Consider the following 13153-nt stretch of genomic DNA (forward strand, 5'->3'; position numbering starts at 1 on the left):
TCAGGTCACGGCCGACGTCAGGGTGACGTCGACCGTGGTGCGGTTGATGTAGTCGGTCCAGGCCTGGGACAGGCGGGCGACGCCCTGGGTCAACGTTGCCGGGGGCAACGCGTACGGCAGGCGGGTGTGGTGGTCGGTGCTGCCGTCGGCGGAGAAGACCGCGCCGGGGAGCAGCGCGACGCCGTACCGGAGCGCGATCTGGGCGAAGTGGGTGGCGTCGCCGTGTGGGAGGCGGACCCACAGCGACGCGCCCGCCTGCGGCTCCTGCCAGCTCCAGTCGGGGAGGTGCCGGCCGAGCAGCTCGGTCAACGTCCGCAATCCGACGGGCAGTGCCGTCCGGCGTTCCGCCTCGGCGTCGGCGCGGTGGTCCAGCAGCCGCAGCGCGACCTCCTGCGCGACGAGCGAGCTGCCGAGGTCGGTGATCCCGCGAACCTGCGCGAACCGGGAGACCACCTGCGGTACGGCGCGGATCCAGCCGAGCCGCAGCCCGCCCCAGAACAGCTTGCTCATCGAGCCGATCGTCACCAGCCGCTCGTGCGTCCCCAGAGCGGCGGGAGTCGCCCGGCCGTCGAATGCCGTACCGGCCAATGAGGTGTCGTCGACGAGCACCACCTCGTGCTGGTCGAGCAGCTTCGCGAGCCGCTGCCGACGGTCGTCGGACAGGACGACGCCGGTCGGGTTGTGCGCGGCCGTCTGCACGTACACGAGCCGTGGCGACTCGTTCGCGAGCAGCCGCTCCAGCGCCGCCACGTCCAGGCCGTGCTCGTCGATGCGGACGGTCCGCAGCCGGCTGCCGGTCCGCGCGAACGCCTCCAAGGCCCCGCGGTACGTCGGTTGCTCGACGACCACGCCGTCGCCCGGCTGCAAGCACCCGCGCGCCACCAGTTCGAGCGCCTGCTGGGCACCCGACGTGATCAGGATGTCCTCGGGCACGGTCGGCGTACCGGCGTCGCTGTACCAGCGGGCGATCCGCTCGCGCAGTGCGGGCAGGCCGCGCAGGTGGTAGCCGTGATGGGTGCTGGTCAGCCGGAGGTAGTCGTCCCGGGTCAACCCGGCGGCAACGTCGGCGACCAGGTCGAGACTCGGCAGCGCGGCGGTGGCGAAGTCGATCGTTGCCAGCGGCCCGTTCAGGAACTGGCTCGCGGCGTGGTCGCCGCCCAGTCCCGACACGGTCTCCCGGTTGCGGTCGAGCGCGACCCGCGTCCCGCTGCCCTGCCGCCGCTCGAGCTGCCCCTTCTCGCGGAGCGCCTGGTACGCCGCGACCACCGTCGTACGGCTGACCGTCAACGCGGTGGACAGCGCGCGCTCCGGTGGCAGGGCGGCGCCCGGCGGCAGCTCGCCGCGCTCGATCAGCTCGGCCAGGCTGTCGCTGAGCTGCCGGTACAGCGGGCCGGACCGGGCGCCGGTCCCGACCAGCATGCGAGCGAGCTCATCCGCTGAGAATCTACGGGAATCTGAGGCCATTACCGTCCTGGATCACAAACAGAGTCCAATTTCGTCGCTGTGGCTATAGATGGCATCGGGTTTCGAGCGCCAATCTAGGGCGCCATCGAGCCTATTGGTCTGTGAGGTGGGGCGCAATGAGATGGATCTGGATTGCCCTGCTGCTCGTCCTGCCCGGGTGTGCCACGGTCGCCGCGCCCGGCACCGGAGCGCTGAGCGCCGACGGCCCGCAGGACACGTCGCGGACGATCCGCATCATGGGAGCGGACTTCCCGTACACCGATGCCACGGTCGCGGCGTTCGAGCAGCAGCATCCCGACATCAAGGTCGAGTACGTGAAGGGAGCGATCTCGTTCGAGCAGGGCAGCGTGCAGACCCTGCTGCGGTCCGGCAGCGGACCGGACCTGCTGCTGGTGAACTCGGGTCCGGGCCGGGTCGGCATGCTCGCCAAGGCGGGACTGATCTGGCCGTTGGACGAGGTCTTCGCGACCAACGGGCTGGCCGGCCGGTTCCAGCCCGAGGTGGTCAAGCAGACGAAGGCGAGCACCGGCAAGATCTACGAGATCGTCGAGGGCCTGGACGTGTTCCAGGTCTACTACAACAAGAAGATCTTCGCCGCGCACGGCATCGACGTACCGCGGGACTGGCAAGGGTTCCTCGGCACCTGCCAGAAGTTGAAGGACGCCGGGGTGAAACCGCTGCTGGCCGGCGCGCGGGACAACTTCGCGGGCGGCTGGTTGCTCGGGGCCCTCGTACAGGCCTCCGCCGGGCGGCAGAAGATGAGCCAGATCATCAACGGATCCGGGTCGTTCGCGGATCCGGACGTGGTTCGCGGCGGGCAGATGCTGTCCGACCTGATCGCGAAGGGCTGCCTGGACGGCGGCCAGGCGGCCGCGCTCGACGGAGGTCAGGCGCAGGCCGCGTTCTGGAAGGGCGGCGGTGCGATGACCGTCGTACCGCAGGGGTCGATGGCAGATGCGCGGCACGACGGGATCGACGTCTCGCAGTACGGCGCGTTCCCGATGCCGCCGGTGGACGCCGGGCAGGAGGCGTTGCCGACGGCCGGGCTGGCGCTGAGCTGGGTGGTGAACAAGAGCACGAAGTCCCGCTCGGCGGTGGTCGAGTGGCTGCGCTGGCTGGCGAGTCCGGAGTACCTGAAGCTGACCGCGGCGAAGGGTCGCACACTGGTCCCGGCCCAGGTGGTGCCGCCCGGCACTGTGCTCGATCCGGCTGTCCAGGACGGGCTGGAGAAGGTTGCCAAGGGCACCGGGTTCAACCCGAGCGTGTACCTGCCGGACGCGGCCAAGGAGGCGTGGTACCAGGCCGTTCAGGGCCTGCTGACCCGCCGTACGACACCCGAGCACGCGATGCAGGGCGTACAGGACAAGATGGGAGCCGGCCGATGAAGGGGACGCGTCGTACGACGCTGATCACGCTCATGCTGCTGCCGTCGCTGGCACTGCTCGCGGTCTTCCTGTTCCTGCCGCTGCTGCGTGGCGTCGAGCTGAGCTTCTACCGCTGGGACGGTGTCGCGCCGGTCATGCACAGGGCCTGGCTGGACAACTACGCGCACGTCTGGTCGGATCCGTTCTTCCTCCGGGCGCTCGGCCGGACGGTGATCTGGTGGGCGATGCACCTGTGCCTCGCGGTCGGTGGTGGGCTCGTGCTCGCCGCGCTGATCAGCGAGATCCGGTGGCGCCGGGCGCAGACGTTGTTCCGCAGCCTGGTGTTCGTGCCGCACATCATGTCGCTCGCCGTCGTCGGCGTGATCTGGAGCCAGCTGTACCACCCGACGATCGGGTTGCTGAACGGCTTCCTGCACGCGATCGGATTGGGACGGTTGACCGAGCCGTGGCTGGGCAGTACGACGTTCGCGCTGCCCGCGGTCGGGATCGCGAGCGCCTGGCAGGCGTACGGTTTCTACCTGGTGATCTTCCTCGCCGCGATCCAGGCGATCGATCCCGCGCTGCACGAGGCGGCCGCGATCGACGGCGCCGGCGCGTGGCAGCGGTTCCGGAACATCACGGTGCCGTCACTGCACAACGCGATCAGCCTGGTCGTCGTACTGGCGTTCATCAACGCGCTCAAGGGCTTCGGCACCGTGTGGTCGATGACCGAGGGCGGCCCGGACCGGTCCACCGAGCTGGTCGCGGTGTACGCCTACCGTCAGGCGTTCGGGCTCGGCGACATCGGCGCGGCCAGTGCGGCCGGGCTGAGCATCGCGGTGATCGCGGTCGTGATCACCGTCTCCTTCAACCGCTGGCGCGACCGCGCCGCCCTGGGGAGGTGACCGCATGCGTACCGTCACCCGCTGGCACCACGGACTCGTGGTTCTGGTCGCGCTGATCGCCGGCGCGACCATGGTCCCGGTGCTCTGGGCGCTGCTCAGCGCCTTCAAGAACAACACCGAGATCTACGGCGACGCGCTCGGCCTGCCCGTGCACTGGCGGTGGGAGAACTTCCGCACGGTGTGGACGAGCGGCGCCTTCAGTACGTACTTCGTGAACAGCGCCGTGATCGCGATCGCCGTGACCGCGTTGACCGTGCTCGTCACGTGCCCCGCGGGATACGCGTTCGGCAAGCTGACGACCGGGCGGAGCAACGGCATCTTCTACGCGTACCTGCTGGTGATGACGCTGCCCGGTGAGGCGATCATGGTGCCGACGTTCTACCAGCTGCGCGAGATGTCGCTGGTCGACAGCCGGGTCGGGCTCGGGTTGATCCTGGTCGCCGGCGGGGTACCGCTCGGGGTGTTCATCGCCCGGAACTTCTTCCGCGACCTGCCGGACGAGCTGATCGAGTCCGCGCGGGTCGACGGCGCGGGCGACTGGCGGATCTTCCGGAGCGTGATGCTGCCGCTGGCGAAGCCCGCGGTCCTCGCGGTCGGGGTGTTCAGTTTCCTCGGCGCGTGGAACGAGTACCAGCTCGCGCTGTTGCTGTTGTTCAGCCAGGAGAAGCGGACGATCCCGCTCGCCCTGGTGCAGTTCCAGGGGCAGTACAGCTCCGATTCAGGTGCCTTGTTCGCCGGCATCGTGCTGGCGATGATTCCGTCCGTCCTGGTGTACGTCGTGTTGCAGCGGTCGTTCACCCGGGGCCTCGTGGCTGGAGCCTTGCGATGACCGTGACCTATCAGTTCGAGTACTCCGAGCGGCTGCGCGTCGCCTTCGTCGGCGCGGGCGGACACTCGTACCGCAACGTGTATCCGGCGTTCCAGTACGCCCCGGTCGACCTCGTGGCCGTGTGCGACGTACAGCTGGATCGGGCCGAGACGTATGCGCGCCAGTTCGGGGCCGCGGCAGCGTACGACGACCATCGCGAGATGTTGTCGGTGGAGCGGCCGGACGCGGTGTTCATCGTGACGTCGTACACGTCCGAAGGGGACGTGCAGGCGACGGCACTGGCCGAGGACTGCGTGCGGGCCGGCGCGCACGTGTGGATGGAGAAGCCGACCGCGGCCGGGATCGCGCAGCTGGATCGGCTGCAGGCGGCGGCCGAGGAGACGGGCCGGACCGTGATGACCGGGTTGAAGAAGATCTTCACGCCGGCGACCGAGAAGGTGAAGGCGATCATCGGTACGCCGGAGTTCGGGGCGGTGTCGTCGATCTCGGTGCGGTACCCGCAGGCGTTGCCGGCACCGGAGGACCGTCCGGACGACGTGAAGATGATCGGCTTCCTGGATCACATCTTCCATCCGGCGGCGGTCCTCACGTACCTGATGGGGCCCGTACGGCGGTTGAGCTACGAGTGGGAGCCGCGGACCGGGGCGAGTGTGTCGAGTCTGCTGTTCGAGTCGGGGGCGGTCGGCACGCTGCATCTCGCGGCAGGGTCGGCGAACGGGGCGCCGCTGGAGCGGGTGGAGGTGATCGGGGACGGGGCGAACGTCGTGGTGGAGAACGGTGTACGCATCACGTACTACCGCGCCGGAGCCGACCTCGGTTACGGGCGGTCCTCGTCGTTCGTGACCGACGACGCGGTGGCTCCGCTGCACTGGGAGCCGGAGTTCTCGCTCGGGCAGCTCTACAACAAGAACTTGTTCTACCTCGGGTATGTGCCGGAGATCGTGCACTTCTGCGAGAGCGTGCTGGCCGGGAAGCCGGTCGGGAAGGGCACGCTCGGGCAGGTGCGGGAGATCCTCAAGCTGTACGAGTTGTACCGCCGGCTGCCTGCCGGTACGTCCGCGACGATGGGGAGTTGAGCATGGGAGAGAAGAGCCGGGTGACGGCCGCCGACGCGGTGACGGTGGAGGAACAGCCGTGGGGGCGACTCGAGTGGATGGTCTCGGCCGCGCTGGGCAACTCCAGCACGATGACGGTCGGCCGTTGCTACATCCGCCCGGGGGAGCAGAACCCACGCCACTACCACCCGAACTGCGACGAGGTACTGCACGTGCTGCAGGGCACGATCGAACACACGGTCGACGACGACAAGGTCAGGATGGGTCCGGGCGACACGATCAGCATCCCGACGGGTGCACTCCACAACGCGCGCAACGTGGGGGAGGACGAGGCGGTCTTCGTCATCTGCTTCTCCACTCCGAACCGCGAAACGGTAGGTGAGTGAGATGCCGACGGTCGTGTTGGTGGGGACGCTCGATACCAAGGCCGACGAGTACGCGTTCGTGCGGGACCGGCTGCTGGCGGCTGGGGTAAGTGTGGTTGTGGTTGATGTCGGGGTGCTGGGGGATGCGGGGATGCCCGCTGAGGTGGGGCGGGAGGTCGTGGCTGCCGCGGCGGGGGTCGAGCTGGGGGAGTTGCGGGCGGCGGGGGACCGGGGGGCCGCGGTGACTGCGATGGCGCGTGGGGCGGCGGTGGTGGTGCGGGGTTTGTACGACGACGGGCGGTTGGACGGGGCGTTGGCGTTGGGTGGGACCGGGGGTACGTCGATCGCGGCGGCCGCGTTCCGGGAGTTGCCGTTGGGGGTGCCGAAGGTGATCGTGTCGACGGCGGCGTCGGGCGACACCTCGGCGTACGTGCGGGAGACCGACCTCGTGCTGATGCCGAGTGTGGTGGACGTCGCCGGGGTGAACCGGTTGTCGGCGAAGATCCTGGCGAACGCGGCGGCGGCCGTCGCGGGGATGGTGCTCGCCGGGCCGGTGACCACGGCGACCGACGTACCGTTGCTGGCAGCAAGCATGTTCGGAGTGACCACGCCTGCGGTGAACACGGCGCGGGCGCGGCTGACGGAGCTCGGGTACGAGGTGCTCGTGTTCCACATGACCGGCGTCGGCGGCCGCACGCTGGAGTCGCTGGCGGGGCAGCTCGCCGGAGTGCTCGACCTGACCACGACCGAGCTGGCGGACGAGCTGGTCGGCGGCGTGTTCTCGGCCGGACCGGACCGGCTGACGGCGGCCGGCCGGGCCGGGATCCCGCAGGTGGTGTCGGTCGGCGCGCTGGACATGGTGAACTTCGGGCCGATGGAGACGGTGCCGGAGAAGTTCCGGGACCGGAAGCTGTTCGTGCACAACCCGTCGGTCACGCTGATGCGCACGACCCCCGAGGAGTGCGCCGAACTCGGCCGCAGGTTGACCGACCGACTCAATGCCGCCACCGGGCCGACCGCCCTCCTGCTGCCGCTCAAAGGCATCTCGGCGATCGCGGTCGAGGGCGGCGTGTTCCACGACCCGGCCGCCGACGCCGCCCTGTTCGACGCGATCCGCGGCACCGTGGACCGCTCGGTCGTCGAGCTCGTCGAGATCGACGCCGCGATCAACGACGCCCAGTTCGCCGAGGCGGCGGCGGACAAGCTCAACACCTATCTCACGAAGGAGAACCGATGAACCGCGACGCCATCCTGGAACGCCTGCGGGCCAAGCGTGCGGCCGGCGAGCTGATCGTCGGCGGCGGCGCCGGCACCGGCCTGTCCGCGAAGTGCGAGGAGACCGGCGGCATCGACCTGATCGTGATCTACAACTCCGGCCGGTACCGGATGGCCGGCCGCGGGTCGCTCGCCGGACTGCTTGCCTACGGCAACGCGAACGACATCGTCGTGGACATGGGCCGCGAGGTCCTGCCGGTCGTTGAGCACACCCCGGTGCTGGCCGGCGTGAACGGTACCGACCCGTTCTACCAGCCGACCCAGTACCTGAAGCGCCTCATCGACCTCGGGTTCTCCGGCGTACAGAACTTCCCGACCGTCGGCCTGATCGACGGCACGTTCCGGGCGAACCTGGAGGAGACCGGCATGGGGTACGCCGAGGAGGTGAAGATGATCGCGGTCGCCCACGAACTCGGCCTGCTGACCACGCCGTACGTGTTCTCCGGCGCCGACGCGGTCGCGATGACCGAGGCGGGCGCGGACGTGATCGTCTGCCACCTCGGCCTCACCACAGGCGGGTCGATCGGTGCCGGTACGGCGCGCACGCTGGACGACTGTGCCCCGCTGATCAACGAGTGGACCGCGGCGGCCCGCGCGATCCGGCCGGACATCTTCGTGCTCTGCCACGGCGGCCCGATCGCGGAGCCTCCCGACGTACAACGGATCCTCGAGCTGTGCCCGGACATCGACGGCTTCTACGGCGCCTCGTCGATGGAGCGGCTGCCTACCGAACGGGCGATCACCGCGACCACCGCGGAGTTCGTGAACCTCCGCCGCGGCGTTCGGTAACAGTTTCCTTCTGGCGGAAGTTAATGCCGGACGAGCGGTTGACACACCCGTCCCGCGCAATTAACTTCAGCTGGAAGTAAACCCGTCGAACCGACAAGGTGGGACGTGTGGACAACCGTCTGAACGTGCTGGTCGTGATGGCCGACGAGCAGAGCTGGAACACCCTGGGCTGTACCGGAAACCCCGCCGCGCGAACGCCGAACCTGGACGCGCTGGCGGAGGCGTCGACCGTCTTCGACGCCTGCTACACGCCGTTCCCGTTGTGCTGCCCGTCGCGTACCAGCCTGTGGACGGGGCTGATGCCGCGGCACCACGGCGTACTGGGGAACTGGCGTCCGATCGAGCCGCGACTCCGCGAGGCCGGCGTCGCACAGGCGTTCGCCGCGGCCGGCTACCACACGCACTACAACGGCAAATGGCATGTCCCCGGCACGACGCCCGAGCGGATGGGCTGGGCGGACAGCAGCGCGATTCCGGCCGTACTGCGAGGTCAGGACCGCGGGCGCTACATCGAGGACTACCGCGCCTGGGCGGGGAAGCGCGGGTATCCGTTCGACCCCGACCACATCGAGAACCTGACGCCGACGGACCTCGCCCAGCTGAAGGCGAAGCCGTACGCGACGTCGAGCGTGCCGCTGGACTCGTTCCTGGAGACCTGGCAGTGCGACACGTTCCTCGAAGGACTCGACCGGCGTCCGCGCGACAAGCCCTGGCTCGCGGTCTGCTCGATGAACGCACCGCATTTCCCGATGCTCGTCCCGAGCCCGTACGACCGGCTGATCGACCGCGCCGAGGTGCAACTGCCGGAGAGTTGGAAGACAGGTACGGCGACCAAGCCGCGGGAAGTCCGCGAGTCGCACTTCGCCCGCGACTTCGAGAACCTCGACGAGCAGAACTGGATCGAGGTGACCAGCCACTACCTCGGGCTGTGCGCTCTCGTCGACGCGCAGTTCGGCCGGATCCGCCAGTACCTCGAGGACGCAGGCGAGTGGGACCGGACGGTGGTGGTGTTCACGTCCGACCACGGCGACCTGATGGGCGCACACCGGCTGATGGAGAAGGGCCATTGGCTGCACTACGAGGAGGACCTGCGGGTCCCGCTGATCGTGCGGCACCCGGACGGCCGGCAGAGCCGGAACGCGAATTTCGTGTCGATGGTCGACGTCGCGGCGACGTTGGCGGAGCTGGCCGACGTATCGTGGCACGACTCGCACGACGGGCGGTCGTTCGCGGCGATGGTCGGCGACAGCACGGCGGCGCCGATCCGCGACTACGTGACCGCCGAGACGATGCTGCACGACGGCAGACCCGGCGGGAACGGCGACCCGTTCCACGCCGCCGACTGGCAGTACCCGCGGGACAGCCTGAACCTGTCCGTCCGGACCGCCGGTCATCGGTACGTCTTCCGCTCCCACGACGAGGCGGAGTTGTACGACCTCGCGGCTGATCCCTGGGAGCAACACAACCTCGCGGCCGACGACGGACCGACCGCGGCACGGCTGGCGGAACTGCTCGCCGACGAGGTCTCCGACGTACTGCCGGAGGCCGCGGCCCTGGTCCGTCGACGCATTCCCGCCACACAGGCACCGAAAGGCTGATCATGACCACTCAGTTCTCCCGGCGGCGGCTCCTGCAGTTCGGGGCCGCGGCAGCCGGCGTCACCGCACTGTCGTCCTGCACCCGCGGGCTCGGCGGCAGCAACAACACCTCGAGCGGCGGCGGGTCGAAAGGCGCGCTGGACGTGATGTTCTGGGGTGAGGGCGACCAGAACAAGAAGCTCATCGAGGCGCTCGACCTCTACCAGAAGAGCTCCGGCGCGGCGAAGGTGAACCCGCAGTACTCAGGTTTCTCGGGGTACTACGACAAGCTGGCCACCCGCGTTGCCGGCGGCAACCCGCCGGACGTGTTCCAGATCCACCTGCCGTACCTGATGGAGTACATCAAGCGCGGGGCGGTGGCGCCGCTGGACCAGTACAAGGACGACCTCGGCCTGGACAAGATGCCGGACTACGTCGCGACCACCACGAAGGCCGACGGCAAGTACTACTTCGCGCTGCTCGGCGCCGCGACCCAGCCGGCCATCATCGTCGACACGACCAAGCTGAAGAGTCTCGGCCTGACCGCGCCGAGCCCGGACTGGACCATCGACCAGTACAAGTCCGCGATGGCCGACGTCTGGAACAAGAGCGGCCACAAGCTCGCCGGTACGGCGGACCTCGGCGGCAATCCGATCGCGCTGGAGTCGTTCCTGCGCGGGCGCGGGAAGGCGCTGTTCGGCGACGGCAGCACGCTCGGGTTCGCCCAGGAGGACCTGGCCGCGTGGCTGCAGCTCTGGCAGGACCTGCGCGGCAACGGGTCCGCCGTACCGATGCCGGTCACCGCGGCCGCGACCGGCTTCCAGAACGACCCGGTGACGGTCGGCAAGGCGGCGTACACCGGGACGGCGACGTCGCGCGGGCTGCCGTCGATGCAGAGTCTGACGAAGGACACGCTGAGCCTCGGGACGTTCCCGTCCGGCGGCGCCGGGTCCGCGCCGGGGACCAACATCATCCCGGCCGGCTGGTTCGCGATCTCGCCGAAGTCGAAGAACATCGAGGGCGCGGTCTCGATGCTGAAGTACCTGACCAGCCGGCCGGAGGCGGCGCAGGCGATGGGCCTGGCGCGCGGCGTCCCGATCCCGGAGAACATCCGGGCCGACGTGGCGAAGACGGCGACCGGCCTGAACAAGCTGGTACTGGACAACTACGCGCTGATCGCGTCGAAGGGACCGGCCGCGCTGCAGATGTACCCGCCCGGCGCGAGCAAGTTGCTGCAGACCTCACTGCCGAACGCGAACCAGGTGGTCGGCTTCGGCAAGAGCTCGGTGTCGCAGGCGGTGACCAAGTTCTTCTCCGATGCGAAGGCCGCCTTGCAGTGACGGCCGAAGTGCGGCAGCAGAACTACTCGGCGATCCTGCGGACGGTCATGCGACGCGGCCCGATCGCGCGGTCGGAGCTGTCCGAGCTGACCGGGATGGCGACCGGGACGATGACCAGGCTGACCAGCCTGCTGTGCTCGGCCGGGCTGCTGCGGGAGCTCCCCGCGGAGGCGGCACACCGGGCGCTCGGGCGGCCGCGGACGCCGATGGCGGTCGATGAGCGGACGTATCGCGTCGTCGGCGTGCACTTCGGACTTCGCCGTACGACGGTGTGCCTGCTCGACCTGCGCGGGCGCTTACTGGCCGAGGTACGGCTGCCGCACCGGGGGAGGCGGGCGTTCGAGCCGCTGGTCGCGCAGGCGGTCGAGGGGATCCGGGACCTGGTCGCCCGGCACGGTGCGACGGTGCTGGGCGTCGGTGCGAGCACCGGCGGCTGGGTGGACCGGGAGGCCGGGGTGGTCCGTGCTCATCGGGTGCTGGGCTGGCGGGACGTGCCGCTGCGCGACGTGCTCGGCGGCAGTCTCGGGCTGCCGACCGAGGTGGACTCGAGCTTCCGGGCACTGGCGATGGCCGAGCGGTGGTTCGGCGGCGCTCAGGGCGTCGACGATCTGGTCGGGCTGTTCGTCGGGAACGTGGTCGGTGCCGGGTTCGTGCTGGGCGGCCAGGTGTTCCCGGGGTACCGCGCGGCGGCGGGAAGCGTCGACCACCTGTCGGTCGGCGTACAGGCTGCCGAGGTGTGTTCGTGCGGGCGACGTGACTGCCTGCACGTGGCCGCGAGTGATCTCGCCGTCCTCGCCGAGGCTCGGCAGGCCGGACTGATCGGCACGCGGGGGACGTTGGAGCAGTTGGTGCAGGCCGCGCGGACGGGTTCGGCGGACGCCGACGGGCTGCTCGTCGCCCGGGCGGAGTTGGTCGGGGTCGCGGCCGGGACGTTGATCGACATGCTCGATCCGGAGGTGCTGATCGTCAGCGGCGGTGTGGTCGATGCGCCGGAATACCTGCCGGCCGTGCGGCGTGGGGCGTGTGCGTACCTGGGCGACAAGCGCGCGGTGGACGTGGAGTCGGTGGTGCGGCTGAGCGTGTTCGGGACCGACGGGGTGGCGGTCTCGGCGGCGAGCGTCGTCCTCGACCGGATCTACGCGGCGCCGGCGGCCTTCGTCCCCGGCCTGCTAGAGCTGCGGTACGGATGATCGAGTCGGCATCGGTGTGGACGCACCGCCCGTCGTCGCGGAGCACCTGGGTGCTGGCCGAGGTGGTTGCCGACGGCATCCACGGCGTCGGCGAGCTGTCCGACGGTGGTCCACTCGACGAGCTGCTCGCGGCCGCGGAGTCCGTCCGTACGTCGCTGGTCGGGCGATCCGTCGCGCAGGCCAGGACCGAACTCGGCCGGCCCGCGGACAGTTTCCTGTCCTCGACGGTGCGCGGCGGGTTCGCGGCGGCGGTCGCGGATCTGACGGCGCGGCTCGAGGGGCGGTCGTTGTCGGAGTCGCTCGGCCTCGGCGCGCCGCGTCCGGTACGGCTGTACGCGAACCTGAACCGGCGGTTCGGTGCGGACGGCGCCGAGACGATCGTCGCGGAGGCGTTACGGGCCGTGGGCAACGGGTTCACGGCGGTGAAGGTGGCGCCGTTCCTGGACAATCATGCGCGGGGGCTGACCGGGACTCGGCTGATCGACGCGGGGCTGGAGCTGGTGACGAAGGTCCGCGCGGCGCTTCCGGACGACGTACGGCTGATGGTCGACTGTCACCACCTGGTGCCGGCGGCGGACGTCGTACCGGAGTTGGCGGCCCTCGAGCTGCACTGGGTCGAGGATCTGGTGCCGCTGGGTGATCGCGCCGCCGTGGAGTCAGCCGTCGCGGCGGGGCTGTCGCTGGCGGGTGGCGAGCACGTGTGGCAGCCCGCTGTGGCCGCCGCCTCGTGTGGCGGATTGGCCTATTGGCTGGTGGATCCGAAGCACGCGGGCGGCCCGGACGGGGTACGGCGGATCGCGGAGGCGATCGGGGAGACCCAGCTGACCTTCCACAACCCGAGCGGCCCGGTCGGTACGGCGCACGCCGCGCAGCTGGCCGGGTTGATGGGTGCGGACGGGTGGCTCGAATACGCGTGGGGTGAGGCGGCTCCGGTGGGCGGCACCTTGCGGCCTGAGGGGCCCGGGATCGGTCCTGTACGACGAGTCGGAGAGGAGTGAGT

Annotated in this window: 12 protein-coding genes; 11 read left to right on the forward strand and 1 reads right to left on the reverse strand. The window is 69.8% G+C overall.

Annotated elements, in window-relative coordinates:
• Positions 1-1419, reverse strand: a complete 1419-nt coding sequence (locus AB0M51_RS12790) for a PLP-dependent aminotransferase family protein (protein WP_344187652.1) — start codon at positions 1417-1419, stop codon at positions 1-3.
• A 161-nt stretch (positions 1420-1580) separates the two neighbouring features.
• On the opposite strand from AB0M51_RS12790, the gene AB0M51_RS12795 reads away from it, so the two are divergent.
• The 11 genes from AB0M51_RS12795 to AB0M51_RS12845 all read left to right on the forward strand — a co-directional run bounded on the left by AB0M51_RS12795 (position 1581) and on the right by AB0M51_RS12845 (position 13151).
• Positions 1581-2849: an extracellular solute-binding protein gene (locus AB0M51_RS12795; RefSeq protein ID WP_344187651.1), complete on the forward strand. Its 1269-nt coding sequence runs from the start codon at positions 1581-1583 to the stop codon at positions 2847-2849.
• Entirely contained in the window at positions 2846-3733 is an 888-nt protein-coding gene (locus tag AB0M51_RS12800; RefSeq protein ID WP_344187650.1) for a sugar ABC transporter permease, read from the forward strand. Before AB0M51_RS12795 ends, AB0M51_RS12800 begins: the two co-directional genes overlap by 4 nt.
• Before the next feature lie 4 nt (positions 3734-3737).
• Positions 3738-4562, forward strand: coding sequence for a carbohydrate ABC transporter permease (locus tag AB0M51_RS12805; RefSeq protein ID WP_344187649.1), 825 nt, complete (start codon positions 3738-3740; stop codon positions 4560-4562).
• Positions 4559-5638 carry a Gfo/Idh/MocA family oxidoreductase gene (locus AB0M51_RS12810; RefSeq protein WP_344187648.1) on the forward strand — a complete coding sequence of 360 codons (1080 nt, stop codon included), beginning with the start codon at positions 4559-4561 and terminating at the stop codon, positions 5636-5638. Before AB0M51_RS12805 ends, AB0M51_RS12810 begins: the two co-directional genes overlap by 4 nt.
• 2 nt (positions 5639-5640) lie before the next feature.
• Entirely contained in the window at positions 5641-6003 is a 363-nt protein-coding gene (locus AB0M51_RS12815; RefSeq protein WP_344187647.1) for a cupin domain-containing protein, read from the forward strand.
• A 1-nt stretch (position 6004) separates the two neighbouring features.
• The gene (locus AB0M51_RS12820) at positions 6005-7219 is read left to right on the forward strand and encodes a Tm-1-like ATP-binding domain-containing protein (protein WP_344187646.1); all 1215 of its coding nucleotides are present in this window, start codon (positions 6005-6007) and stop codon (positions 7217-7219) included.
• On the forward strand, positions 7216-8046 hold the full coding sequence (locus AB0M51_RS12825; protein ID WP_344187645.1) for a phosphoenolpyruvate hydrolase family protein: 831 nt from the start codon (positions 7216-7218) through the stop codon (positions 8044-8046). Before AB0M51_RS12820 ends, AB0M51_RS12825 begins: the two co-directional genes overlap by 4 nt.
• 107 nt (positions 8047-8153) lie before the next feature.
• Entirely contained in the window at positions 8154-9644 is a 1491-nt protein-coding gene (locus tag AB0M51_RS12830) for a sulfatase-like hydrolase/transferase (protein WP_344187644.1), read from the forward strand.
• 2 nt (positions 9645-9646) lie between these two features.
• On the forward strand, positions 9647-10963 hold the full coding sequence (locus tag AB0M51_RS12835) for an extracellular solute-binding protein (protein ID WP_363749305.1): 1317 nt from the start codon (positions 9647-9649) through the stop codon (positions 10961-10963).
• Positions 10960-12153: an ROK family protein gene (locus AB0M51_RS12840; RefSeq protein WP_363749307.1), complete on the forward strand. Its 1194-nt coding sequence runs from the start codon at positions 10960-10962 to the stop codon at positions 12151-12153. The genes AB0M51_RS12835 and AB0M51_RS12840 overlap by 4 nt, the downstream gene beginning before the upstream one ends.
• The gene (locus AB0M51_RS12845; RefSeq protein WP_363749309.1) at positions 12150-13151 is read left to right on the forward strand and encodes an enolase C-terminal domain-like protein; all 1002 of its coding nucleotides are present in this window, start codon (positions 12150-12152) and stop codon (positions 13149-13151) included. Before AB0M51_RS12840 ends, AB0M51_RS12845 begins: the two co-directional genes overlap by 4 nt.
• Positions 13152-13153: the final 2 nt, after the last annotated feature.

Source organism: Kribbella sp. NPDC051137 (assembly GCF_040682535.1).
Classification (GTDB): domain Bacteria; phylum Actinomycetota; class Actinomycetes; order Propionibacteriales; family Kribbellaceae; genus Kribbella; species Kribbella karoonensis.

Bases quoted from the DNA above. Each gene is read 5' to 3' on its own strand.
- AB0M51_RS12790 (WP_344187652.1), bottom strand. From the start codon at position 1,419: ATGCTGGTCGGGACCGGCGCCCGGTCCGGCCCGCTGTACCGGCAGCTC.
- AB0M51_RS12795 (WP_344187651.1), top strand. From the start codon at position 1,581: ATGAGATGGATCTGGATTGCCCTGCTGCTCGTCCTGCCCGGGTGTGCC.
- AB0M51_RS12800 (WP_344187650.1), top strand. From the start codon at position 2,846: ATGAAGGGGACGCGTCGTACGACGCTGATCACGCTCATGCTGCTGCCG.
- AB0M51_RS12805 (WP_344187649.1), top strand. From the start codon at position 3,738: ATGCGTACCGTCACCCGCTGGCACCACGGACTCGTGGTTCTGGTCGCG.
- AB0M51_RS12810 (WP_344187648.1), top strand. From the start codon at position 4,559: ATGACCGTGACCTATCAGTTCGAGTACTCCGAGCGGCTGCGCGTCGCC.
- AB0M51_RS12815 (WP_344187647.1), top strand. From the start codon at position 5,641: ATGGGAGAGAAGAGCCGGGTGACGGCCGCCGACGCGGTGACGGTGGAG.
- AB0M51_RS12820 (WP_344187646.1), top strand. From the start codon at position 6,005: ATGCCGACGGTCGTGTTGGTGGGGACGCTCGATACCAAGGCCGACGAG.
- AB0M51_RS12825 (WP_344187645.1), top strand. From the start codon at position 7,216: ATGAACCGCGACGCCATCCTGGAACGCCTGCGGGCCAAGCGTGCGGCC.
- AB0M51_RS12835 (WP_363749305.1), top strand. From the start codon at position 9,647: ATGACCACTCAGTTCTCCCGGCGGCGGCTCCTGCAGTTCGGGGCCGCG.
- AB0M51_RS12845 (WP_363749309.1), top strand. From the start codon at position 12,150: ATGATCGAGTCGGCATCGGTGTGGACGCACCGCCCGTCGTCGCGGAGC.